The organism is Phycisphaerae bacterium (assembly GCA_019636475.1).
Lineage (GTDB): Bacteria > Planctomycetota > Phycisphaerae > UBA1845 > UTPLA1 > JADJRI01.
In genome coordinates, this window is sequence record JAHBXN010000003.1 from 326,883 (window position 1) to 352,011 (window position 25,129).

Genomic DNA, 25,129 nt, shown 5'->3' on the forward strand with positions numbered 1-25,129 from the left:
CCATGAGCCGCAAGCCGATGCGCAACACCCAATTCCGGCAACTGACAACGCCACTCTACCGCAATTCTATCGTCTGTCGCCCAATCCGGCTGCATGATGGCGTCTCGAATAGCAACCGAGCGCGCCCGGGCGAACACCCATCGCCATTCTAACGCTGATTCCACCATTCTCGGACTCGGGCAGCCGTCGCCGCCTGCTCCCACAAGCCCCAGGGGCTGATTTCTCCAACGCCTCGATCGCTGTCATTACATTGTCACATTCGGCCAGATCCGATCGACACTCATCGAAGACGTATAGTTCCTCGTCATCGAGGCTGCCCGATTTCCGGCAGGTTTCATACGCGTCGACCGCCAATTCCAGGAATTGTCGAGCCCGCTCCGCATGGTTGTGTCGATCCGCGACGAGAAGTTCCTGAAGGCCGGCCATCGCGAGATGTGCACGACCCAGCGACTGGTAGTTAATCGCACGATTTCTGAGGACCTTTGGATCATGCGGCGTCCGCTCGAGAAGCATGCCGGCCAACTCGTCCGCCCGATTAAGAGCCGCCAGGCATTCGTCAAACCGCCCAGCCACGCGAAGCGCTTCGCCGAAGTTTCCCAGCACCGAGGCAAGATCCAGCCAGGTCATCGCGCTGGCGGGATCCGCTTCATAGAGCGATTCTGCGATTGCAACGGCCTGCCCGAACAGTTCGAGCGATTTATCAAGCCGCTTGGACTCCTGATGAAAGATGGCCAGGCTCGCCAGCGAGACATACAGGTCACGCTGCGCTTGAGCATCACCGGGATCGGCCTCCGCGAATTCCACCGTGATCCGATGTGAGGCCTCAAAATGGCGCAGTGCCTCATCGGAATCACCCAGCACGAAAGTAATCTTGGCGAGGCCGTCATGCGCGATGCTGCAACCACGCTTGGCGCGGGCATTGTCGGGTTCGATTTCAAGAATCTCCTGATTGATATCCAGCACCTGTCGATATGCGGCCAGAGCCTCCTCCAGTTTTCCGGCTGCAATCTGTACGTCAGCGATTTTTTGAACAGCAACTGAGAAACTGTACTTGTGCGACAGGCGTGACGGCTCGGCCTTGCAAGCGCGCGAACACAAGTCCCGCGCTCGTTCAAGGGCTGACAGCGCCTCGGGTAGACGCCGCTGTCGCAGGTGCTGTTCGCCGATTCGGCTGTAGGATGTAGCCAGATCGTGCAAAGCGGTTGCATCGTCCGGGTGCCGCTCGAGAAGACTCTCGAACTCATCTCGAGACTTCAGATAGTGCGCGAATGCCTGTTCCGGCTCGCCGACCTGGGAATAGACGTCTCCTTCGCAGTTGATCAGTACCGCGCGGTTTCGCCGATCTTCGTCTTCGTTGCTCTGGTCATGCTTGAGAAGATCCTCCAGCAATTCGCGCCCGAGCCGGTAACTTTCCATGGCGCCAACCCGGTCGCCGATGTTCGCATAGCCTGCTCCGCTCTGGACATCGCCGACGCGTTTGTAGGCCACCGAAAGCTCGCGCAGGAGGCCTGCATCCGCAGATGCAGACTGACGCAGTCCGTCGAGATACTCCAACGCCTTTGTGACGAGTAACTGCCGGGCCGGCAGCGAGCCTGACAAATTCACAATCTTGTCGTGGAAGTCAAAAATAAATGCGTTGGCGAGGGAGCGAAGATCGTCAAACCGCTGTTTGGCCAGCGCTTCGGCCCGCAATGCCCGGTCGCGTTCCTGGCGGCTCCGCTCCTCAGCCTCCACTGCACGGTCACGCTGCCGCTGGGCGGCATCTGCTTCACGCTGTGCGTGCTCCCAGAGGTTTCGCACGTTGCCGTACATGAAAGTGAGCGCGACGACCGAGACCATGACGATCGCCACGATCGTTCCGCCGACTGCAACCGGCACCCTGTGACGGCGCACGGTCTTCTTCAGGACGTACCAGTTGCTGTCGCGCTTCGCATCGATGGGCTCGCCCGCGAGGTAGTGCCGAATATCCCGTGCCAGCTCACCGGCACTTTGATAACGCCGCTCCCGTTCCTTCGCGAGCGACTTCAGCAGAATCGTCTCAACCTCGTCGTCAATCGGGCAGATCTTGCTCTGGACCCGACCGACGGATGACATGATTCGCGAGACGCCTGAATGCGGATCCCACGCCTTCGTCGGCGACTGCGGCTCCGTGTGGGTGATGTTCCGAAGCACCTCGGCCATTTCCCCCTGCACCGCGTAGGGGTAGCGTCCGGTGAGCATCTCATAGATAATGACACCCAGCGCATACACATCCGTTCGGATATCGATCTCCTCGCTCTTGCCTCGGGCCTGCTCCGGCGACATGTACGGCAGCGTGCCGACCACCTGGCCCGACATCGACAACATCGGATCCACTTTGTCGACAACGGTCTTGGCCAACCCGAAATCCAGTATCTTTGGATTGCCTTCCGAATCCACCACGATGTTCCACGGCTTCAGATCGCGATGGATCACTCCGCGCTGGTGAGCGTAGTTCACCGCATCGCAGACGCGAATAAACAACTCCATCGCCTCGCGCAGTGAGAGCTTTCGATCTCGAACAAATTGTTCCAGACGGACGCCCGGTACGTAGTCCATGACGTAAAACTGTCGCCCGTCGGACGTCACGCCGGAGTCAAAAATCGCCACGATATTCGGGTGCTTGAGGCCGGCAATCAGGTCGATCTCACGCTCAAACCGCCGCTTCGCATTTCGCGATGCAAACGGTCCTTCAAGTAGCACCTTGATCGCCACCTTGCGCTTTGTTGACTGTTGAATCGCCTGGTAAACCACGCCCTGGCCACCATGATGAATCTCTCGGACGATCTCATAGCCGGGAAAAACGCTGCTCGGCGGCAAAGCCGGCTCCCGTCCGGCCGAGCCGCCTGAATCCGACCTGCCTGCAGCAGGCCGTTTCCCGGCGTGCAGGATATCCAGATCGGCTCCGGAGAGATTCAGGCCGCGAATATGCTGAATCAAGTCGTCCATGCGGTCGACTGCGCGTGCCGCAAGATCGGCACACTTCTGACACAAGGTGAGATGCGCCCGCATTCGGGATTCATCGTCGGGGCTTGCATCGCCCGCATGAAGCTGATCAAGTTCATCTCGGGTCAGGCAGTCGCTCATATTCGGTCATCCAGCCGATTCACCTTCGTCCGTCAGCTCGCGCATCTTTTCGCCAAGGCGCAGGGTGATGCGGTACTTTGCCTTATGCACCTGGTTCGCGTTCACATCCAGCAGCCTGCAGATCTCGTCAACCGGCATCTCATCGATCACATAAAGCTTGAACGCCCGGAATGTCTTTTCCTCGACTTCCTGTCGCACCTGATGCAGCGCATAGCGCAGATGCTCATCCATCCACACCTTGTCAAACAACTCCTCTGGCGAGCCGCCCTTATCTGACAGGACCTTGAACTCGACGCTGTCCGCCGCTCGTTCTCGCCGATCCCGAAAGAGATTCCGAATCCGATTGTTCACCAGCGTCTTGAGCCATCCCTTGAAACGCCCCCGCGTCTGGTCGTATTCGAACGTGCTGATGTGCTGGTGAACCGCAATCATACAATGCTGAACCACATCCTCCGCCTCGGTTGAATTCGCGCCCGACAGCGTCGCAAATCGACGCAGCATCGGCCGGTAAATCGTATCAAACTCCTGCCATGCCGAAGAATCCTGTCGATTGCGAATTCGAATCAGGAGACTTGCACGCGTGGTATTCATGCCCGACGCTCCCGTGATGGCGACATGCGGTCCCGATTGCCCGTTACCCTCGCATTGTAACAAACCGCCTGCCCTGATGTGGCGCGACGGCCGACGCCCTCCACGGTCAGACATCAGACGGTACCCGCTTCGGCCGAGATTCTGCCTCAGGTTTTGAGCTTTCGCGGGAGCAAGCCTGCTCCCCAATCGAATGAGATGCGAAGTTTGCGGCGCACACGCTGCGCATTTGTCTTTGCGGGGGATGCCCTCGACGATCCCAAATGGACGAGACCGTGTCCGTCAGAGTCCGAGCAAGTTCTGAACGATGATGGTAACCGTATTGATCAGGATCGAATTCACCAGCGACTGAAGCTCGAAATTAAGCCCGCCGATCAGATCGGGGAAACAGCCGGTCGCCTGGCATATCGGCAGAGCGGCCGCGAACGCTATGATCCGCCGCCTTCGCCCGGCGGAAGCAAGATACCGAAACCAACCGCACTTTCGCCGCAGCGTCTTGCCGTTTTTCATCGGTTCGTCCTGTCAAATCACGCCGAACAGCGTGTTGAAGATGATGGATGTGATCGTTTGAATCGCCACTGCCGCCGTGAGCACGATGTTCTCGGCGAACACTTGAGCAAATGCGTTGTTCGGAAGGCATCCGATCGACTGGTATAGCCCGAGGACGGGCAGGAGCTTCGCGGCCCGCAACAGCGTGCGACGATATTTGTACATTCCCAGGCTTCCTTAGCGGCGAGGTCTTAACACGGCGGTTCGGAAAATCGTCGCTCCCAAGCGCGTCCCGACCACCCAAGCTGACTCCGGCAATCTGCGGCGCCAAAAAACAACCACCGCGCAATAAAACAAGCCAGAAAGGCATCCGTCAATGCCCTTCCGGCCTGCGATAGTAACGACTTACGGCAGCACGGTCTACGCAAAGAATGCGTGCGTCACGTCGTGAATCACCTGTACGACCGGCTGGCTGGTGCTGCTTGCTTGCTGGAGCGACAGGAAGAATGCGTTCACGATCGAGGTGAGCAGCGTGGAAAACGAGGCCTGAAGGCCGCTCAGTACGGCCGTTCGCACCTCGGGGTCGCAACCGCCCAGATTGAACTGCAAAGCAAGCCCGCCCAACACGAACGGCGCCCAGCGTTTGGTGGTCAACATCCACGATCGACGACGCGGCTTCATAGTAATCTCCTTTTCGAGCCCGCGGGGGCCTGTCAAATTAAGTCGCCCTTCTTCGACGGGCGGCGGCGGATTTGGCTTACCGGGGTTATCCAAAGCCTACAATACGCACTGTTCAGGGGGACAGCCTGGCTTGCGGCACGGGCCTCGCACGGCCCCATAACCACAGCAGCGCCCCATGTTACACATCGGCTATGGGACAGTTGCATATTAGATTCAGAAGTCGATTCGCCTGTATCAGCCCCGCTTTCGAGAAAAACCGGCACGATCGCGCGCGGGAGCGAGAATTATCAGACCCGCCATTCACGAAACGAGACGCGCCGAACCGCCGACCGGCGGCGCATTTACGGATGACGGTATTGTCACCGGAGCGTGGACGCCGACGAGCGACGTGGTGGGAGTTCTCTCGACCCGTGAGCCGAGCAGGCAGGTCACTTCATAGGGAATTGTGTTCATTCGCTTCGCGATCCCGGCCACAGAGTTCGGTCGGCCAGGCTTGTCGTCGATTAAAGTAACCGGGGTACCAACGCCCATCGGAGGAAGGTCCGTCAGATCAACCGCGAATTGATCCATACTGACGCGCCCGACGACCGGTGCGTCACCGCCGGGCGTGCCGACGACCGCATTGTTGGAGAGCATGCGAATGAACCCGTCGAAATATCCTGCCGGAATGATCCCGATGCGCGTTGGTCGTTTTGTCGTGAAAGTCTGACCATATCCCACACAATGCCCCACGGGCAGTTCCTTGACCGAAGCAAGATGGGTCGTCAACCGCAGAACCGGCTTGAGATAGATCAGTTCTGCCATGTGTGAGGCCGGATAATACCCATAGAGGGCAAGCCCCGGGCGCACCATGTCGAGATGCGCGTCGGGCATGGCGATGGTCGCGGCGCTGTTCGAAATGTGCTTGATCACGCCGGGCGGCAGGTTGACCCGAATCGCCGTCAAAACGTGATTGAAGAGCGAAAGCTGTTTGCGTGCCAACTCGCGCTGCTTCATGTCAGCTGTCGCGAAGTGGGAATAGATACCGACAAACTGCAAACACCGGGCGACTCGAATGCTCCGCACCAACTCGCCGACTCGGTCCGGCATCACTCCCATACGGCCCATGCCGGTATCAACCTTCACGTGAACACGCACCCCCGTCGGCGGGTTGTGCTCGCGCAGGTGCCGGACTGTTTCCTCGTCAACAACCGTCAGCGTCAGGTCATGTTCGACGACCGCGTCGATCCGTTCCCGTCGCTCCTTCTCATCCGCGACGGCCAGCACATTTCCCAGCACCAGAATCGGCTTCACCCAGCCGACCGCTCTGAGTTCAATCGCCTCCGTCAAATTGGCGACCGCGCCGTAATCCGCACCTGCGGCATGAAGAGCCGGGGCGACGATTTTGAGCCCGTGGCCGTACGCATCCGCCTTCAGCGGCGCGCAGAGTTTGACGAGATGGGATCGACAGGCCTCTCTGAGCGATCGAAAGTTATGTACCAGGTTGTCGATGCTGATGTGAGCTACGAGATCCGATCTCATGGTCGTCTGCCTTCCGTGGACCAAGCGAGCATACCAGATCATCGGCGTATTCGACAATGACAGACGACTTGGCTGTGTTTTACATGCGACGGGATGAAGGCTATTGGTTTCATCGGACCAAATCTCGATCAGGCGACGGAGTGCCGTCCGCCGTTCCAAAGTGAGTCTGTGCGAAGCACTTGCGAGCGCCGGTTCGCTACGACCGGCATTTCCCTTAATCAGACCTGTGCGTCTATACTCCGCGGCCATTATCAATTTCAGTTCGGAGCTCTGATCGTGAAAACTCGACGCCCTCCTATTCGCTTCCTCTTTCGGATGCTCGGACTCCAGCTGCTGGTCGCGCTGTCGGCGCTTGGTGCATCGTGGGGCTGCTCTGCCGCCCGACCGGCCGGGGCTGATGCACCGATTGACACGAGCTTCCTCCTCGAACTGTCCGTCACGCGAAACTATTCGAATGGCCGGCCATCGCGAATATCCCTCACGCCGGACGGATCGGCGGTTCTGTTCCTGCGCAGCGGACCACGCGATGTCGTCCAGAGTCTTTATGAAATGGACGTAGCCACCCAGGAAGTGCGGTGCTTTCTTCGCGCGGAAGATCTGCTCGCCGGCAAACGAGAGGCACTCTCCGCCGAGGAACGTGCCGCACGCGAACGCAGCCGGGAGTCCCGACAGGGTCTGACATGGTACGAATTATCACAAGACGGCGCCAGCATACTCACCGGCCTGAGCGGCGATCTCTACGTCATTCGCCGCGCGGATGGACACATCACCAAGCTTGCCAGACTTGATCAACCCGCCCGCGACGCCCGCTTCTCACCCGATGGCCAGTTCGTCTCGTGTATTCGAGGATATGACCTTCATGTTATCAATCTGAAGACCAACGAAGACAGCGCGCTGACGACCGGAGGCACCCAGGACCGCGCGTTCGGCACCGCCGAGTTTGTGGCAGCTGAGGAAATGGACCGTCGGACCGGATACTGGTGGACAGGTGATTCCCGGCACCTTGCATACACCGAAGTCGATCAAACCCAGGTGCCGACTCGCTACATATTCAACCCAATCCACCCGAACGATCCAGCGCAGGGCTGGCGGTATCCGAACGCAGGCGCGAGCAACGCTCGTGTACGGCTGGGTATCGTAAGCGTCACCGGAGGCGATACCTCATGGGTGGAGTGGGACTCGGCGGCTTATCCTTATCTGGCGACCGTCCGAAGTGAGAAGGACATGCCGCTCACCATGTACGTTCAGACACGCGACCAAACCGAAGCGATATTGTATCGCATAGACGCCACAACCGGTGAGAAAAGCGAACTCCTTCGCGAACACGACGACGCGTGGATCAACATCGACCCATCGATGCCGAAGTGGATCGATGAAGGATCGAGATTCCTCTGGACCAGCGAGCGAACGGGGGAAACCCGCCTGGAACTTCGCGATGACGACGGACGCTTCGTCAATGCGTACGCCTTCGACGCCGCGCGTTTTGCCGGTGTCGTCTCGGTACAGCACGCTCGAAAGGAACTGGTCGCGCGCGTTGCGTCGCGACCGGGGCAGTCCCAACTTGTCCGCCTCCGAATCGACGGCAGCGGCGCGGTCCGAATCACCGAAGGTGTCGGTTCTCATGGCGGCACATTCTCCCGCGATGGAGATAACTGGGTGCATAGCGCTTCTCTGGTTGACGGCCGAGAGATACTCGCCGTTCGGAATCGCGGCGGCGAACACCTCGTGGACCTGCCGTCGGAGGCTCAGCAGCCGCCGTTCATGCCAAATGTGGAATGGACGCAGGTTCGATTCGAAGGTCGCGAGTTTGAGGCGGTCATTCAGCGGCCGCGAGATTTCAGGCCCGGCCGGAAGTATCCGGTCATCGAGTCCGTCTACGGAGGACCGGGGCATTCCGTCGTTTCGTCGGCGGCTCGAAGCTATTTGCGGAATCAATGGATGGCGGACCAGGGATTCATCGTCGTGCAGTGCGATACACGCGGCACACCCGGGCGCGATCGTGATTGGGAACGAACGATCAAAGGTGATGTGATTGACACGCCGCTACAAGAACACGCCGGGATCGTGACGGAACTCTGCCGGCGCTACGGTGAGATGGATGCCCGCCGCATCGGCATTTACGGATGGTCCTTTGGCGGCTATTTCTCGGCGATGGCCGTGCTCCGACAGCCAAGCGTTTATCATGCAGCAGTCGCGGGTGCGCCGGTGACGGACTGGATCGACTACGACACGCACTACACAGAGCGCTATCTTGGCGTTCCCCCGACCGCCGAAGACCTCTCGGCGGCGAATGGCGCGGAGGCGGCGGAGACGGTCGCCGAGGCGTATCGCCGCTGCGATGCAAACACCTACGCCGAACAGCTCACCCGCCCGCTTCTGCTGATCCACGGAACGACCGATGATAATGTGTACTTCCAGCACACACTGAAACTGCATGATGCGTTATTCCGCGCCGGCCGGCACCACGAGTTGCTCGTCCTGTCGGGCTTCACCCATATGGTGCCGGACCCGATTGTCACCACTCGGCTCAACGAACGCATCGTTCGATTCTTCAAAATGAACCTGTGATTCGAACAAGTCCAACTACCTGTTAGGGCCCAGTTTGCTCAGACCGGCAAGCGTATCAAGGGAACCCTGTAGCAGGATCGTATCACCGTCCTGAAGCATCGTATCCGGCCCGGGGAAAAGCCTTCGGACGCCGCGGCCGTGGCCAGGTGTCACCTCGATTACACTGCATGAGTACGCATCGAGCACGCCAGCGACGGTGCGATTGCAGAGCGGACCGCCGGATTTGACCTCCCACGACTGCGCTGCGACGAGTTGATCGCCCATCACGAAACTGTTGACGGTCCCCGGCGAAATCGCAGACATCGCGAACATCGGAGCGGAAATCGCCGACTGGGACATCGCTTCGTGTATGTTGAATCCATCCCTGACTTTGTCGGCCATATTCTGATCAAACATGCGCAGTACGACCCGAACTTCCGGATTTGCACGCCGTGCATCGAGTGCAATTTCGAGATTGGCCAGATCGTCGGTCGTCGCAAGCAGGATGCTCCGCGCGGCCTGTATGTTCGCGTCTTCCAGAATCGCCTCGCGTCGCGCATCGCCGATGAATAGCGGCGTACCGTCACGACGAACATCTTCAAGGAATTGATTGTCGGGCTGTCGTTCGATGACGACCACGCGCTGCCCCAGTTGCCGAAGCAGTTGATAGGTCTTGTAGCCGAGCCGTCCCAGTCCCACTAGTACGATATGGTTGCGATAGGCCGACGCCATCATGGAACACCATCCTCGCTCATTGCGCCTACGGTCGCGCAGCATCAGCGCGAAATCGACGATCCCTTCGATGATCAGCGTTAATCCCAGGACCGGAATTACAAAGAAAAGAAGCTGGAGCCACCCGGACTGCGGAAAATCCTCAGGCGGCTCGCCGAAGATCAGCAGCCAGGTGAAGTAAACCGCCTCCTGAGGCGTGTGCGACTTCTCCGGCTCAAGCTCAATGAATGCGATCGCTCCAAAGCTGAGGATGATGAGCATCAACCAGAGCCGAATACGAAAATGAGAAAACGCGACTCGGTAGAAACACCACTCACGCCAGAGCCGGGCTTTCCAACTTTCCTGATGACGCAGCGGCACGCTTGATCCTCAGCAGCGACAGCCGCCGATCGTCGTCTCGCACGTCGAGGGCGAGCGTCCGGCGAACCGCGACCTGGACATTGAGGCCGGGAAGTATAATCGAATCACCGAAATGGAGGATTCCCGAACCTTCGCTCGATACGCCCGGTCCTCGCGGATTGGCGGAAGGCCACGCGCGTGCTATCGTAGGTCTATGCAGGAACTCAGCGTCTCTCCCAACCCGGCGGTGCCTCACCGAATCGTCTTTCGCGACGAACATCTGCTTGTCGTTGAAAAGCCCTCGGGTGTTGTCACTCAACCCGGGAAAAAACATGAACACGATAGCCTGCTCAATGGACTGTTCGCACAGTTCGGTAACCGTCTTCAAAACCTGGGGGAATCGCGCGATTGGGGATTGCTGCATCGACTGGACAAAGACACTTCAGGGCTGGTCATCGTCGCACTGACCGTCCCGGCCTTCGAAAACCTGCTCGATCAATTCAAGCGAAGGCTAATCAAGAAACTCTATTGGGCAATCGTCCTTGGATCGCCCCGCCCCGCACAGGGTGTCATCCAGAAGCCTATTCGGGAGGCCGTCGGCCTGCGCAAGCGGGCTGTCATCGATCGAGACGGGGAGCAGGCGGTCACGGCTTACAAGGTGCTCGAGTCTGGCGAGGGCGTTTCTCTCATCGAAGCCCGCCCGAAGACCGGGCGCCTTCATCAGATTCGCGTCCACATGGCATCTCTGGGAAATCCCGTCCTGGGTGACCATGAATACAGCGCGCGCCTCAAGCTGCCAAACGTTCGGCGTCTCTGCCTGCATGCCGCCGCCCTGTCATTCCTGCACCCGGCCACTTCGCATCGCCAGATCGTGGAATCAGCGTGGCCGGTTGACCTCCACAAGACCCTTAAGCGGTTTGGACTGCATGAGCCGTCCTTACCGGGCTGAGGCAGGATGATTTGAACCCATCGCAAGCTGGCTCGGACCGCAACCACCGATCGACTCGACGCATAGTTTCACATGGCCGAAAGCGGACAGGATTCTATCGGAAACCTCTACGCCCCATCTGTTTAGAACAACTTCACCTCAACCGAACGACCGATATTCTTGAAACGCACGGGGTGAATTGATACTATGCTAGCCAGATGGGAAAGACCGCCATCGAGCCATTGCCGCCGATGGTCGATATCAACCCAGGCTGACGGGAATCCCGCCCGCAGAGGTCAGTGACCGCGACGATACTGATGCAGCCGGAACGAACCACGCCGATCGCCGAGGGGGCGAATTGGTCCGATCAATAAACATACAAGCTTCGCGTCCGATTTTACCGCACCTACCGCGCGCGCTGAAGATCGCGATCGCTTCGTTTTCGGTGCTCGCAAGCGCGGCCGCCATGGTCACCATCTCCCGCTCGCCCGGGCAAGGATGGCTGGCGTTTTTCGCGCTAATTCCGCTGCTCCAGATCGTTCGGATTGGCTCGATTAGATTCTCAACAGCCATGGGCGCGCTCTGGGGCGCGGGTCTGTTGGGCATGCTCGCACTGACTCAGTTTCCAGGGGTCCGGATTTCGGTCGAATCCTGCGGGCTGCTGATTATCGTGCCCACGGCCTTTGCCTTGTCGACATCATTAATCGTCAGGCGAATCGGATTCAACCCGTTCGTCATCGCGGTCGTTTGGACCCTGGTCGAACTTGCGCTTCGGCCGGTCGGACTTCCGCTCGGCTTGGCTGCCGGCGCGGTGGGTTCGGGTGCCCTGATGTCGTTGATTGGTGGGGCACTCGGTTACATTCTGGTTGCATTTCTGGTGATATGGGCCAACTCGGCCATTCTCTCGCTACTGAATCGCGTCTGCATCAGACTGCCGATGCCGATCGTGCAATTCGTCGTTCTTCCGACAATTCGAACCGCCGCGTATGAGCGGGCGGTCGCTCCCATCCGCAACGATTCAATCTGCATCGCACGGCCGCGCGCCCCGCCGATATCCTGAGCGGCTGTGTGTTTCCAAGCGGAGCACCGAACGAGTGCGTCGTAAGGACGGCGCCGTTCTCCCTCCAACAACCTGATCCCCATCGAATTGACAGGCCACGGCTGTTTCGCGCCTGGATCAGAAAACAAGTTCAATAGAACCGGATATTCATTTTAACTAGGAGACTTGATTCATGAACCTCAGAAAACTCTGTTACGCGGCCACCGTTATCGCCGCCAGCGTGTTCTCAGCAAATCCTTCACTCGCCAAGGCGCCGCTCGACGCATCGCTGTCGCCGGTCGCGCTTGACTCGGGCGCGATGAACAACACGCAGGCCGCCCCGCAAGTCGTCTGGGAAGACGTCGTCACATTCGGCGACGCCGCCTGGTGTTGGGTCGAACTGAGCGACGTGACTCTGCCCGCGGGCAGTCTTGTCCGCTTCACCGGCCTGCTCGATAACGAAACACAGACGCTTGACACAGCCCAGCTCGCCGATTGGAACTTCCGATCCGCTCGCTTCAACGGCGCTTCCGTCAAGATCGAGTTGATCGCCGGCCCCAATACCACCTCAAATCGCGTGAAGGTGACGCAGGCGATGGTCAGCAACCAGATTATTGATGATGGTTCCCCGCGTGCGATCTGCGGCGGTACCGACGATCGAATTCCGTCCGCCAACGGCGCAGTTGGCCGGTGGATCGCCAACACCGGACTTTGCACCGGCTGGATGATGGAACTGAATGCAGGCGGTCCCGATCGCTGCTTCTCAACAGCCGGACACTGCGCACAGGGTTTCACGTCGGGCTCGATGGAATTCAACGTGCCCAATTCGCTTGCAAATTGCAACACCGTGGCTCCGCCGGTCGCGGACCAGTTTCCGATTCTCGCCGCGAGCGTCATCTTTCAGAATACCGGCCCCGGCGCCGACTGGGCCGTCTATCGATGTGGAACAAATAACCTGGGTCAAACCGCCTTTCAGCGATACGGCGTCGCCATTCCGCTCGCCACCACCGGCATCACCAACGGCACGGCGGTTCGACACATTGGATATGGCGCCGACGGCGGAAACTCCTGCACCTGCGCGGGATCAAACGGGACAGCCAACGCCACACGACAGCAGTCTGACGGTGTCCTTTCCGGTGTGACGACGAACGACATCCAGCATAATTGCGATATCTGCGGCGGTGACTCCGGTGGCGTCGTGATTCGGATCTCCGACGGATTCGCAGTCGGAAACACCACCCACGATTTCGGCGCGAATTGCCCCGGCTCCAGCATCAACGGCGGCACGCGGATCACGCAGGCCAGTTGGACTTCCGCACGAGCGCAGTGTGCAGGAAGTCTGCCCGTGAACGATCAGGTTCCCGCGATGTCGACTGAGGGAATGCTTGTGTTGCTTGCTCTGATGGCCGTTGCGGGAGTGCTGGTTCTGCGCGGTCGACAGGCTGTGGCCTGAAAAACGCTCCGATTGATCTGTGCAGTTAAACCGAGACCCACTCAGGCGACTGAGTGGGTCTTTTTCTTTTACCGGGAAGCGGTCGCGGAGATGCAGGGATCTGCCACGATCGTGGATCTACAGTCCGACTGGCGACAACCGGAGCCGATCCGAGAATTGAATTCCCAGTCCGGTGCGGCCGGGTCTTCCGTCCGCGGCGCCGATGAATTCGACTCGGGTGACACGACCGCTGCACGTAGCGCGGCAGGATTCAGAAGAAACACCCTCGGCGGGCGGCAGCATCATTTCAATCTCAAGCGGATCACCCATGCGAAAGGCGTCGCCCTCCATTTCGACGAGAATCCCCGTCGAGCTGATGTTCCGCGAACAGGTGTGCAGGATGCGCGGCCGATCCTGGCCGAAACCGCGCAGTTCAACCGGGATTCGCATATCCATGCGCCGGGAAGTTCGGCGATCATGTCCAGCCGATATCTCGCGATGGGCCGTGGTCGATGACGTTTCGTCCGCCGTGAGTGAATCGTGCATGGTTCTTGCTTTCCGATGCGCTCGTTGAGGATGCACTTGCCGACCGCGCCTGATCGGCGGTTGTCGGTACTTCGATCAATGTCGGCTTATTCTGAATGCAAATTGAGTTATCGGAAATGTGTAACTGGAAATCGGCTGCGAAAGTGCGAACTTCGCGCCGCCACAAAACCACACACTCCGGAATGCCTCCGCGAGTCATGCGTAGCTATGCAGCCCGACGATGAAGAAATTCACGAAGCACCAGTTGAACGCCATCATCAGGCATCCTGCAACACTCAGCCACGCGGTCCACAGACCTCGATTCTTCGCGACGAATCGAACGTGCATGAGAATGGCGTAGATGATCCATGTGTTCAGGGCGAATACTTCCTTTGGATCCCATCCCCACGGACGCCCCCAGGAATAGTCCGCCCACACGGCACCGAGAATGATCCCGACGAACAGCATGATAAATACCATGTTGAGAATAATCAGGTGACTCCAATCGAAACGATGCAGCCAGTCCGGCAACGATGCCGATCCTTCGTCACCTGGGGCGGCCCCCGCCAGCACCGGCCGATCCGATCGTCGCAATCGATGGGAGTCCGCGACGTAACCGCCCGGCAGAATCGTCGAAGCATGCGCGGCGGTCGCCAGAATCGGTTGTCCGAGGGCTCGGGCCAGTCCACCAGCATTCGCCGCCACGGGCAAGCCGGCGCGCGCTCTTCGTACAATGCCGATCCAGTTCAGCAGCGCCCAGACCGATCCGGTACCAGCCAGCGAATAGCCCATTCCGACCGCAAATCCTGAATTCCCAATCGCCAGCGTGAGGCAAAGCACAAACAAATTCACCATTGAAGCGAGCCAGATCGCGCCGCTGTTGCGCCCGGTCCAGAGGAGCAGCACACCGGATGCGGCCGTCGCCCACCAAAAGTAATTTGCTGCGGTGACGTTCTTAACCAGCCCGCTGACGTGTTCGGCACCCTCCTGAAATACGAATCCTTCCAGAAGCCAGATCGCCACGCCGCCGAAAGCCGTGATCAGGCCGACCAAGGCGGACCCCCCGGGTGAAATGTGGTGGTAATACCCGAACAGATAAACGATGGCGATGATCGAAGCCAGGAATATGAGCGCATATGATGCGATGATCAGCACCGTGTGAATGCGCAGCATGACGTCATCCAGTATGCCCATGATCGTCGTGAGCGTTCCGCCACCGGGAATCACGTACCCACCCAGCACGAGCGCGAGAAAACCCGTGACGTGTGCGCCCAGCAGAAATACGCGCGTCTTGTACCTCCATTCCGCCAGCAGCGCCATTGCGATGCCGATCCAGGCCGACCCCACCACCGCTTCAAACATGTTGGCCACTGGAATGCGGCCGAGTATGTACCAGCGTAGACTGATGCCGTAAGCGTGGATCAGCATCGCGACGATCAGCAGAAGCATCGAGATGCGCCGCGGCGTGGGCCACTCCGTCACCAGCGCCCAGACGCCAAGAATCGCCCCCACAAGATAGAACCAGTACCCCCACGTTAGCTTACCAAGAGAATAATAACTTGCTTCGGCCGCTCGCTGAGAATGGCTTGGATACACGCCGGCTGCCGCCAGTGTCGGCAGCGTCCCAGCCAGATCGTCGAGGCTCTCCTGAACTTTTCCCGCATCAGCTGCGGTCCAGCCCTTCCAGAGATTCGCCCAGCTTCCCATGACCGCGACGGCCTGGGACTCCGGCACACCCGGCACACCGGACGCCTGCGCCGATCGAAGATTCGCTGGCAGGTTTCCACGAAGCGCCTCGGGAGTAAACCACGGATCATCCTTCGCGCCGCCCGGCGAGGGTACAATTCGAATCAATCGATCCAGCGCTTCAACAATGACCTGGGCATCCCGAACGCGACGCATGGCGGTCACCATCGTGTTCTTGGGCTCAAGTTCCGCAAGGCGCGTCTGAACAGTTCGATCCGCCAGTTCACGCGGTGTCATCAACCCTTTGTCCTGGATGCGCCGCCGGATCGACTCCGGAAAATGCGCCGACAAGTGGATCTGAACGCCCCGATCCTTGATGCGCACAATCGGCTCATCCAGATAGGCCGAACGATTGAACATCCATTCGAACAGGGATGCGAGTGGGCTAAGGCCCGGAAGATGTTCACGCCCCGTCATCGCCGTCATCGATTCACGAGCGAATGAATCAAGCGTCTTGTAGCGGCCGGCATCCTGAACGGCGATCAGACGGGCTTCGCTCCAGTTGATTCGTGAATCGAGATAGGCCGCTTTCTCCGATGCGGACAACGGCGTCTCAGCAGCCGACGCAATCGAAGCCAAGATCGCATTCACCAGCAGCACGACAGCAACGTTTCGAACGAGCATCTGACGATTCTCCGAGGTCGTTTTCGATCATTCGCATCCGGCCGCAGCCGTCAGGAGATCAAACAGACATTGTCTCTAATTCAGCGTCTTCGGTCACTTCCGAGGCAACCAGCGCCGATGCCCGTCTCGCGGCCGCCGCGCGTCGGCCGGACGCCGCGGCGCGTTTCAGCAGGACGGGCTTTACATAGAAAGCGAAAAGACATCCGAACGTAATCATGACACAACCCAGAACCATGGGAATGATTCCATTGCGATTCCCGACTCCCAGAATCGTGTAACCCCAGCCATCCTGGGATGCGCCGCTCTGGTAAAGTGTCCACTCCCCGGTGGACATGGTCTGATTCGTAAGCACCTCACCGGACTCGACCGGCTGCCCCGCGCGAACCACTTTGAAATCGCTGCGCCAGGATTCCACATTTTCGCGGCCGGGAAAGTGCTTCACGCTCAGCTTGCCGGGCACAAGCCGGGCATTCAGCGGCCGCTCGAGACGCGAGTACAGAACGCGCCATTTCCCTCCCGTGGGAGGCGCAACCTCGACGGGCCGTGCGGTCGGATCGTCAGGATACATGCTGAAAAGACTCCACCGGCTTTCGCTCCAGCCCGATGCCGCACCCCGGCCGACGAACTTTATGCGAATCGCCGAGACCGATCGCGCTGCAAGATTCGGCCGCCTCGATTCCGGCGGCACCAGCACCGGCTTCAAGAGTGTCTGTCCACTCTGGTACAGGCCCTCGATTGTCGTGGCGAGTTCGACGCCGAGCACGTTCAGCGACGACGGCTCACCGACCGTAAGGTCGTACTCGCGGATCTGACCATTGAAGTCGGCGACAAATGCCTTCGGAGAGACGCTTGGGCCCGCCGCAATGGTCACCCAACCGTCACCGCAAGCGCGATAACGAAGCACCAGGTTCGGATCGTACGGCGCGTCCCGGTGCCGCACGCCCTGCTCGTCGATGTCCTGCGACAACTCCGGGAATCGCTGAATCACCGTGCGGTTGTATTTCTTCTCGCCGTTCGTTACATCCACCGAAGCCATTGGTGACGACGCCCCCTCATAACCCGGCGTCATCATCGGCCAATCGGGCCGGAGTTCGCTGATCTTCAACTCGTACGGTGTACCCTCCACGGCAATCGTTTGACCGAGGCTGACCGCCAGCCGCATTTTCGCGGGAGGATCCTTCACCTCGATCTCTAGTTCGTGCGGACCCGCGCGGTCTTCGGCCATTGGCGCAAATTGATCGGCATTTTCCACCCATTTGAACTCGACCGGCACGCCAAGAAACGCGACCGACTGCGCGGGATTCATTGCAAATAGGCTCACGGCGCGTGATTCACTACCTAAGGCGAACCGCACCTTGATCGCCGGGTTCAACGGGCCGCTCCCCTCGCCGACATCCGCATCCAAACGCCCAACATACGGAACAAAGCCGGTGATCTCGATATCAAACGGCGCGTCCTTCGGTGAGATGCGGATCGGCAAACGCCAGGACTCGAAAATCGTCGTCGGGATGCTCAAGCCGGCGATCTCCATGTGAGGCGTGCTGCGCCTCGATGGAACAGGCCGGCTATCCGTATCAACGAGCGTGTCTCCTTCATCGAGATATCGCGCACTGTAGAGCGGCAAACCGTGAATTGCTTCAACCGCGCGGTCCCCGCCCTCCGCACGAGAGAGATACAGGGCGGGTACTTCGTCGTCATAGAATCGATCCGCGGGACCTGAGACGGTCAGCCGAAGTACCAGTCGGCCGTCGCCGATCATTTCAGCCGATTGGTTTGCGATGAGTTGAGCCACTTGCGGTTCACTGGTCGCGCCGACCTGATATCGCACGCCGGCCGATGTGATTTCGCCAAGTGCATTCCGTTCGACATTCTGTACTTCGGCCCGGACTTCGCCGCCGAATGCCGGCATGAAGGTCGACCACGCGCTGCCTTCCTCGGCCAGGAACTCCGCAATGGTTCGTTCGTTCATGCCCGACAGGCTGGAAAGCCGGATTCGCGGGGACTCCAGTTTGACGTCGCCTTCAACTTTCGTTCCGAAGTAGTAGATCGATCCTCCAACCAGCATGAGCAGTCCCAGATGCACCGTCAGCACGCCCGCATTCACGATTTTGAATGGGATGCGAACCAGCGTGGCGACGATCAGAACCACCGAAAACGCGATCATCAGACCGCTGAATAGCCAATGTCGGAAAACGTCCATTTCCGACAGTTCGACCGCGCCGCGTATCTGAGGCAGCGCCGAACCGACGGATGCATAAACGAGAATCAGCGCCAGCAAAATGATGCCGACTCGCACGCTGGACAGATACCGAATGATCGCATGACGCCGGGACTTGGACATTTGGCCGACTGCCCTCCGCTAAAAAACACCCGATGACGATCAAAGCCGCATCGGAAAACGGTTCAATGACGCCCAGTATGGCAAAAGGCCTGCCGATCGCGTCGCCCGGCCTCGGAATTGTCGAAAATGCCTTTAATTCACCGCCACCAAGCGAATGCTGGGAGCAGAATCTGCAAGCCTTCGCGTCTGATTTTCAACGACTCCCGGAGACATCCGCTCGATTGCGGAAAATTCAGCAGTGGTGCGCGCAGTTATTGCGGCAACGAAAGTTGCCGGATGATAGTGGCTGCGACAACGAGCGACTATATCTCGTGACTCATGTCGAGAATTCGATCACCGACGGACTGCCGCAATCCCACGCGAAACGACAACTGCTCCAGTTGGACAGCGAGATCGATCGTCGAGACGGCAACGTTGGACGCAAGATTGAGATTCACCGGCGCAAAATTGAAGAGGCCCTGAATTCCCGCTCGAACCAGAATGTCGGCAACCTCCTGCGCAGCCTCCGCCGGAACGGCGTTGATCGCGAGTCGGATATCCTTCTGACGAATGGCCTTCGTTACATCACTCAAAGGCTGGACGATCAGGTCGGCATTCGAAGAAATCGGTTTGCCAATTTTCTTCGGATCGACATCGAAGATCGCCACGAGCCTGAAGCCCTTCTTTGCAAAACCACGATATGCCGACAAGGCCGAACCGAGGTTCCCAGCACCGACCAGCAGCACGTTCCATGTTCGGTCCGTGCCGAGAATCCGCCGGATCGTGGTCGTCAGTTCAGCGACGTCGTATCCGACTCCGGGATGTCCGAATTGCCCGAAGTATGCAAGGTCCTTACGGATTTGCGTGTCTGTGACTTTCAATGCGGCGCCGAGTTGTTTCGAGGAGACGGTGTGCTGATCCGCTCGCCAAAGGCTTTCAAGCTGACGCAGGTAGAGGCTCAATCGCCGAACCGTCGGAAGCGGAATCGCGTTCGTGGCCCGAGACGGTTGAGCCTTCTTGGAATGACCTCGCTTTGGAGCCATCGGAATGCGGCTGATAATATCTGGCCCGCCGGTTCCCAACAAGGCGACCGGATTCTCACAGCGCGCACAACCCTCGATCCGGCAATGGATTTCGCGCGATGCCCTTGACACCATTCGGCATCACTTGCTACGGTTGACGGAAATGACAGCCCGACGTGAGGCCCACGGCCCGCGTGCGCACGCACGACAAGGCGGCCTGATCGCTCCATGAATGGCACGGGCGGGGGTGTCTTCCACTATTGCCAAGGACGTGAATCACCCAATGACTGGAAGCCGGACGCCGTATCTGCTTGTTGCGATGGTACTCGCGCTGTGCGCCGCGCCTCGCGCATCGCTTGCCAAAGATGAGTTGGATTCCATCGTTAAGAAGGACAAGTTGTCCGACGGCGACGTCGCCACGATCGATACCGTGGTTGAACAACGCGTCAGAAAACTCTCTGACGCAGCGAAGAATCCCAAGCAGCTCCGCGACGCGCGTGACGCGCTCATCGCGACCGCGACGGTCAAGCAAGCCACGCCGGCCGGGCTGGACGCCTATGCTGCGTCCTGCTCAAAATCGCTGATCGGGCCGGTGCTGAGTGAAAATCTGGCGGTTGGCCTCGAAGCCACTCGCGTACTTACCGAATTGTCCAACGCCCGCTGCATCGAAACGCTCACTTCGGCGCTCCGGTCGCCGCATGCCGCCGTGCGGTATCGAGCGGCCATCGGCATTCGCGATCTACATACGAAGATTGCCCCAAATCGTGCAGCCGCGAGACCGACGCTCAGCGCCCTGGGAAGTGCGGGGGCGCTCGAGGAGAACGAGTTGGTCCTTCGATCGATTTACGAAGCGATCGATTTCAAGAAATCGGCGTCCACCTTTCAATTCGGCGATGATTCTGCCGCCGCCCTTTCCGAGATTTTCACGGCTCGCCTTGCTGCACTTGATCGCGGAAGCCGCGATGAATCGAAAGACACCGCCGGACTCGAAGCCGCTGGAAGATGCTTTGCAGACGCAAATGATGCCCACAAGGCCGAGATCGTGGCTGCCCTCATTGCATTTCTGGGCAAGCAGGTTGACCGCTACTGCGCAGCGGATACCGCCCCCGAGTATGTTCCGTCCCTCCAGCCCGTCGCACGAACCACGGAGGGCTCCCTCAAGAATGCCCTTGATTCCGCGAGAGTTGCAGCGCCCGATTTCCCCGTTTCACGGAATATGGCTCAAAAAGTCACCGACGCCGCACGGAAGGCCACCCGAGATGGCCTCGAAGAGTGGCGATCCGCTGTGAACAAGTCGCCTTGGCCGGTTCGGTAGTCTTGTCCTGCCCCACTTGGATTTCAACGCGTCGGCATGCCCGGCTTAGGTTCGTTCTGACCGTGAGCCCCCCATGCGGAATTCGTTCACCCAGAGACGTCGGGAACCTGGGTTCCCATGGGATGGAAAGCCGCGCATCGCTGCACGCCGGGTACGCCGCTGCACCTGCGAGCTGATTCTTGGAAATCGGTCCCGTTCGGGTTCTGTCCACTCACGGCCGTCCCGCTAATATATCGCCTTGACCGTGACGAATCAGGCCCCGTTCCCCCACGCGATATCGAACGCCTGTGGGCGTTCGTCGCGATAGGCCGGGATGACCGGCCCAAGGGCGATGAACTCGAAACGAGACAGTTCATTACAGCATCGAGATGACACACATCGGTAAAACTCTCTTAGTAGCAACTGATTCCGTTCGATCGAGGTTCGGTCGAGTCGCGCCCGCAGTGCTTCTGCTTCTCGGAATTCATGCAGCAGCGGCTTCGGAGCGGGCAATTGAGCGGGTGCCGATGGACGCCGTGGGCGTTCTCACCTTCAAGAATCTCGAAGCCTCCGACGGCCGCCTGACCAAGCTTATTCAAACATTAAATCCGAGATTCGAGGGACTTCCGCTCGCGGATCTGGAGGCGACGCTTGGATTCGCCCCGGGAACGATCGACTTGTCCAAGCGACTCACATTGATCTTCCTGCACCCGGACGAAGTGACTGAGTTCACGCAAGGAACGGGGATCAACGATGTTGCGCCCTTTCCGGTGATTGCTTTCACGCCGAAACAGACGGACGGCTCTGCGGGCTTCGAGGATAGTCCGGATCGTCGCATCCGAAGCCGGCAAGGTACATGGTGTGAGTACTCCTATTTCGTCGATGACAACACTGTTTTCGTTTCCAATCGCCGTAGGGCGCTGAGAACCATACTCCGTACCGACAAGGCCCAGTCTCTCGCCGCCCAGCTAAACGTCGAAACGCGCGCCGTTTGGGATTCCTGCGATCTGGCCGCTCACATCCCAATGTCTCCATGGCGAAACCGGATAGCCCCCTATGTCGCGATGGCGGGCAACCTGATCAAACTGGGTGCAATGGCCCAACAGGTACCGGAACGCATGGACGAGTATCAGCGAATTCTGAATTGGCTCGTCGGCAGCTCAACCGACGTGATCAATCAGGTGTCGGCGACGACCATCGCCGTTCAACTCGATGGCGAGCACGTCCGACTGCACCATCTTCATGAATTCGATCGAAATCGCTGGTTCGCCGACTATCTGGCTAACGTCAGGCGCGGGGGCGGCCGGGCGTTCGCCGCCTTTCCCGATCGGCCGTTCCTGGTTGTGGGCTATTCGGACTGGCGTTGCCCACCGCAAGACTCGATGACCCATCGCGTGATGGAGCAGGTGGTCGAACTGCCAAGCGTTAAACGGCGATTCTCCGAAAAGACGCGATCGCAACTCCTCGAAGCCAGCCTTCAAAGCGTCGATCGCCTGAGTTTCGCAGAATTCATGGTTTGCAACACGTCACCGAGCCTCATGCCGTTTGAAATCTACGGCAGCTACCTCACGGCGAATCCGTCCGAGGCGATGGAGACCTATATCGCGCTCTACCAGCACTCGAACGAGTTACTCTCATTTGTGTCGGCCGGCGGACCGGGGTTTCCGGGCCAGTTTACCAGGATTCGAGTCAACGGAATCGACATCAGAGAGATGAAATTCGACGAGGCCGGCGCACCGGAGCATCTAATCCAGCAAGTCAAACAGGCCTACGGCGAATCCGTCGTTTTTCAACTGGCAACCGACGGCAAGGACCATTTGATCTATTCAATCGGCCGACCGGAGTCCGGCGTCCATAAACTAATCGAAGCCCGGTCCAGTGGGCGGTCCATCGAAAAGAACCCCCGGGTTGACGAGGTTCGGCGATTGCTTCCAGCGGATTCCAATGTGCTGATCATTACGGATTTGGGGCGTTTGATCGAAAGTGCGAGGACTTTCGTCGGGATGCCGCCCCACGCGGATATCGAAGCCTCCAGCAGGAAGGACGCCCCACCAACTGCGGACAAACACCCCAATTCACCGGAAACACCAGCCAGTCTGCTTGCCGGCTGGTCGTGCGCTGCCCGCAAAAACGTTCTATGCGGGCAGTTAGTGATCCGGGCGGACGCACTGTGCCGGATATTCGCCGGAAGCGCCTCGGCGCATGACAAGGCCCCTCTTCGCGCCCCCTGATTCGTCACCGACCCCAGCGGGAGTCGGCCGCTCCTCCGCCGTCCGCGCGTGGAATATCCGGAAAATGTGAAAGGCCGGATCGATGTCCTGTTTCGATGTCGAATCGTAATTACATGACCTATTTGATGTTATGTAGCACCAAACGGCGCATCGGTAGGCCGCTGTACATTGTGAAAATCGGAACAGATTATTTTGTTGAAGCGGCTGTATTGCCCCAGATATAATGATCCCGAAACGCTTCGGGAGCGTAGGATCTGAAGCGTCATGTGTCGCAACCCCTGCAATTGTAAAAGGATGCTGCCTTGGAGCTCGGCCTTACCAAACAACGAAGTTCAGACCTCAGTTTCTTTCTGTATCGCCGGGCGCTGCATCCGGAGCTTTTCCGTATCTATCTGGAGAAGCACATCGAGTACAGCAACTTTCAGGCGGATATCTGGATCGTGGGCCTCAACCACGTCGTCACGGTTCAGGCGAACAACGTCCTGGTGACGGAATTGACCGGCGTCCCCTGTGATTTACTCACGGATCGCAATCTGGTTACTCAGTTTCGCTTCCGCGGGGAGCGCGATTTCCAGTACCGCTTCAGCGAGGGGATGCGGTATATCTTCAGCAGCCAGGTCGAAGAAACGACTGAGCACATTTTCCGCACGACTTACCGTGATCTGTCAAACTACGCCCAGAAACGTGGCCTTTATGTCCCGTACGAGCAGTGGACGACCAACGGGCTTGTTCCGTTCTCGTACATCGACTACGAAACCCGGCAATACGAATTGCATGTGCATGCCTATCATGCATTCCCCGGCGAGTGGCGGTTCCTGCGGACCCAGTCGATTTTTGAAACTCGGCCGAACAGTCGGCCCGCCAAGTGATGCGGGCATCCACGAATCGCCTCAACCATGAATAAATCGCGCGGCTCCGGGGGTCATCGACGACTTCCGGAGCCGCGTCTCTTTCACATTGTCACAGCGGCCCCTAGTTGCGAGGATCAGACCTATGTCAGCCCAGTCTGGTCGCGTCCCGAAAACGATCAGGACGATGCTCCTACTTCTCACTATTGCAGTGACCACCCAACAAGCGATAGGCCAGCCCCGCGGCCGCGGCGGTACCCCACGTGACATCGGCCGGCCGGGCGAAAAGGACCCAACGGACGACGCGGAGCGCAACGCGAAGCTTCAGGCCAAAGCGCAGAAAATTTACGCCGAAGGCGAGGCCGCGCTGGCCAAGGACCGCATTCCGTATGCGAAGATGAAGTTCCGTTCAGTGGTCGAACTGGTCGGAGTGAGTGGGGTCGGAGAGTCCGCACTTTCGGCGCTGAAACAGATTCAGGCGCGAGGACAGGAAGCGCTGAATGATGCCCGAAGTCTGTACGAGAAGAAGGATTACGTCCTTGCGATCGAAAAGGCCCGATTCGTTCAACGGAACTATGCAAATATTCTTGGCGGCCTGAGCGTGGGAGGCGATGCGCCGAATCTCGCGACCCTCGCGGTCGACCTGATCAAGCAAATCGAGTCCGACCCGGCGGCCAAGCCCACGCTTCAAGAAGAACAGGCTCGCCCCCTTGCCAAACGGATTGAACGGTTCGAAAAGCAGGCTCGCACGGACAAGTCCCGGTTACTGGACGTGTACGATACATGCAGGAAACTGGCTTCCAAGTTTCCCGATTGTCCGACAGCAAAGACCTGCGTCGCGCGCTCCGAAACGCTTCGGAAGGACAAGAAAAACTGGAGTATCATCTCGCGCGAACGCGACCGGCGCGATGTTCTGTCACAACTCGGAAAGATCGAAGAACTTGAGAAGGCCGGTGAAGATGCAGCCGCCCGCAAAGCGCTGGATCGATTACTCATCAAACACCCGGGTAAGACTCGACAGGATTTGGAGAGGCTCTCAAGGACCAAGGTTGAATAGCGCTTTCATTTCGCATTACATGATTCCGCGACGCACCGTTTTCGATTGACTGCGCATTTCG

Annotated in this window: 19 protein-coding genes; 8 read left to right on the forward strand and 11 right to left on the reverse strand. The window is 58.8% G+C overall.

Annotated features, from left to right (window positions below; translation table 11 throughout):
* Positions 1-66 precede the first annotated feature (66 nt).
* The 6 genes from KF841_06880 to alr all read right to left on the reverse strand — a co-directional run bounded on the left by KF841_06880 (position 67) and on the right by alr (position 6,384).
* Positions 67-3,105 (reverse strand): protein kinase, encoded by a 3,039-nt coding sequence (locus KF841_06880; protein ID MBX3395077.1) that lies wholly within the window; start codon positions 3,103-3,105, stop codon positions 67-69.
* Between the two features lie 6 nt (positions 3,106-3,111).
* A complete protein-coding gene (locus KF841_06885) occupies positions 3,112-3,696 on the reverse strand; it encodes a sigma-70 family RNA polymerase sigma factor (GenBank protein MBX3395078.1) in 585 nt (194 codons plus the stop codon).
* A gap of 279 nt (positions 3,697-3,975) precedes the next feature.
* A complete protein-coding gene (locus KF841_06890) occupies positions 3,976-4,203 on the reverse strand; it encodes a hypothetical protein (protein MBX3395079.1) in 228 nt (75 codons plus the stop codon).
* A gap of 12 nt (positions 4,204-4,215) precedes the next feature.
* The gene (locus KF841_06895) at positions 4,216-4,407 is read right to left on the reverse strand and encodes a hypothetical protein (protein MBX3395080.1); all 192 of its coding nucleotides are present in this window, start codon (positions 4,405-4,407) and stop codon (positions 4,216-4,218) included.
* A 195-nt stretch (positions 4,408-4,602) separates the two neighbouring features.
* Positions 4,603-4,863 carry a hypothetical protein gene (locus tag KF841_06900; protein ID MBX3395081.1) on the reverse strand — a complete coding sequence of 87 codons (261 nt, stop codon included), beginning with the start codon at positions 4,861-4,863 and terminating at the stop codon, positions 4,603-4,605.
* A 300-nt stretch (positions 4,864-5,163) separates the two neighbouring features.
* On the reverse strand, positions 5,164-6,384 hold the full coding sequence (gene alr, locus KF841_06905) for an alanine racemase (GenBank protein ID MBX3395082.1): 1,221 nt from the start codon (positions 6,382-6,384) through the stop codon (positions 5,164-5,166).
* A gap of 276 nt (positions 6,385-6,660) precedes the next feature.
* Here alr and KF841_06910 point away from each other — a divergent pair, with 276 nt between their 5' ends.
* On the forward strand, positions 6,661-8,952 hold the full coding sequence (locus KF841_06910; GenBank protein ID MBX3395083.1) for a DPP IV N-terminal domain-containing protein: 2,292 nt from the start codon (positions 6,661-6,663) through the stop codon (positions 8,950-8,952).
* A gap of 15 nt (positions 8,953-8,967) precedes the next feature.
* Here the strand turns inward: KF841_06910 and KF841_06915 are convergent, their stop codons facing one another.
* Complete coding sequence (locus KF841_06915; protein MBX3395084.1) at positions 8,968-10,023, reverse strand: NAD-binding protein; 1,056 nt, start codon at positions 10,021-10,023, stop codon at positions 8,968-8,970.
* Between the two features lie 193 nt (positions 10,024-10,216).
* Between KF841_06915 and KF841_06920 the strand changes: the two genes are divergently transcribed.
* The 3 genes from KF841_06920 (at position 10,217) to KF841_06930 (ending at position 13,422) form a co-directional block, all read left to right on the forward strand.
* Positions 10,217-10,951 carry an RluA family pseudouridine synthase gene (locus KF841_06920; GenBank protein MBX3395085.1) on the forward strand — a complete coding sequence of 245 codons (735 nt, stop codon included), beginning with the start codon at positions 10,217-10,219 and terminating at the stop codon, positions 10,949-10,951.
* A 445-nt stretch (positions 10,952-11,396) separates the two neighbouring features.
* Positions 11,397-11,990, forward strand: coding sequence for a hypothetical protein (locus tag KF841_06925; protein ID MBX3395086.1), 594 nt, complete (start codon positions 11,397-11,399; stop codon positions 11,988-11,990).
* A 172-nt stretch (positions 11,991-12,162) separates the two neighbouring features.
* Positions 12,163-13,422, forward strand: coding sequence for a hypothetical protein (locus KF841_06930; GenBank protein ID MBX3395087.1), 1,260 nt, complete (start codon positions 12,163-12,165; stop codon positions 13,420-13,422).
* A gap of 117 nt (positions 13,423-13,539) precedes the next feature.
* On the opposite strand, the gene KF841_06935 is transcribed toward KF841_06930, so the two are convergent.
* The 4 genes from KF841_06935 to KF841_06950 all read right to left on the reverse strand — a co-directional run bounded on the left by KF841_06935 (position 13,540) and on the right by KF841_06950 (position 19,659).
* Positions 13,540-13,947: a PilZ domain-containing protein gene (locus KF841_06935; protein MBX3395088.1), complete on the reverse strand. Its 408-nt coding sequence runs from the start codon at positions 13,945-13,947 to the stop codon at positions 13,540-13,542.
* A gap of 195 nt (positions 13,948-14,142) precedes the next feature.
* Complete coding sequence (ccsA, locus tag KF841_06940; GenBank protein ID MBX3395089.1) at positions 14,143-16,296, reverse strand: cytochrome c biogenesis protein CcsA; 2,154 nt, start codon at positions 16,294-16,296, stop codon at positions 14,143-14,145.
* A 58-nt stretch (positions 16,297-16,354) separates the two neighbouring features.
* The gene (locus KF841_06945; GenBank protein ID MBX3395090.1) at positions 16,355-18,637 is read right to left on the reverse strand and encodes a hypothetical protein; all 2,283 of its coding nucleotides are present in this window, start codon (positions 18,635-18,637) and stop codon (positions 16,355-16,357) included.
* 302 nt (positions 18,638-18,939) lie between these two features.
* Positions 18,940-19,659 (reverse strand): redox-sensing transcriptional repressor Rex, encoded by a 720-nt coding sequence (locus KF841_06950; GenBank protein ID MBX3395091.1) that lies wholly within the window; start codon positions 19,657-19,659, stop codon positions 18,940-18,942.
* Positions 19,660-19,921: 262 nt separating this feature from the next.
* Between KF841_06950 and KF841_06955 the strand changes: the two genes are divergently transcribed.
* The 4 genes from KF841_06955 to KF841_06970 all read left to right on the forward strand — a co-directional run bounded on the left by KF841_06955 (position 19,922) and on the right by KF841_06970 (position 25,068).
* Positions 19,922-20,953, forward strand: a complete 1,032-nt coding sequence (locus tag KF841_06955) for a hypothetical protein (protein ID MBX3395092.1) — start codon at positions 19,922-19,924, stop codon at positions 20,951-20,953.
* A 443-nt stretch (positions 20,954-21,396) separates the two neighbouring features.
* Entirely contained in the window at positions 21,397-23,163 is a 1,767-nt protein-coding gene (locus tag KF841_06960) for a hypothetical protein (GenBank protein MBX3395093.1), read from the forward strand.
* A gap of 302 nt (positions 23,164-23,465) precedes the next feature.
* Complete coding sequence (locus KF841_06965; protein MBX3395094.1) at positions 23,466-24,032, forward strand: DUF2617 family protein; 567 nt, start codon at positions 23,466-23,468, stop codon at positions 24,030-24,032.
* Positions 24,033-24,198: 166 nt separating this feature from the next.
* A complete protein-coding gene (locus KF841_06970) occupies positions 24,199-25,068 on the forward strand; it encodes a hypothetical protein (GenBank protein ID MBX3395095.1) in 870 nt (289 codons plus the stop codon).
* Positions 25,069-25,129: the final 61 nt, after the last annotated feature.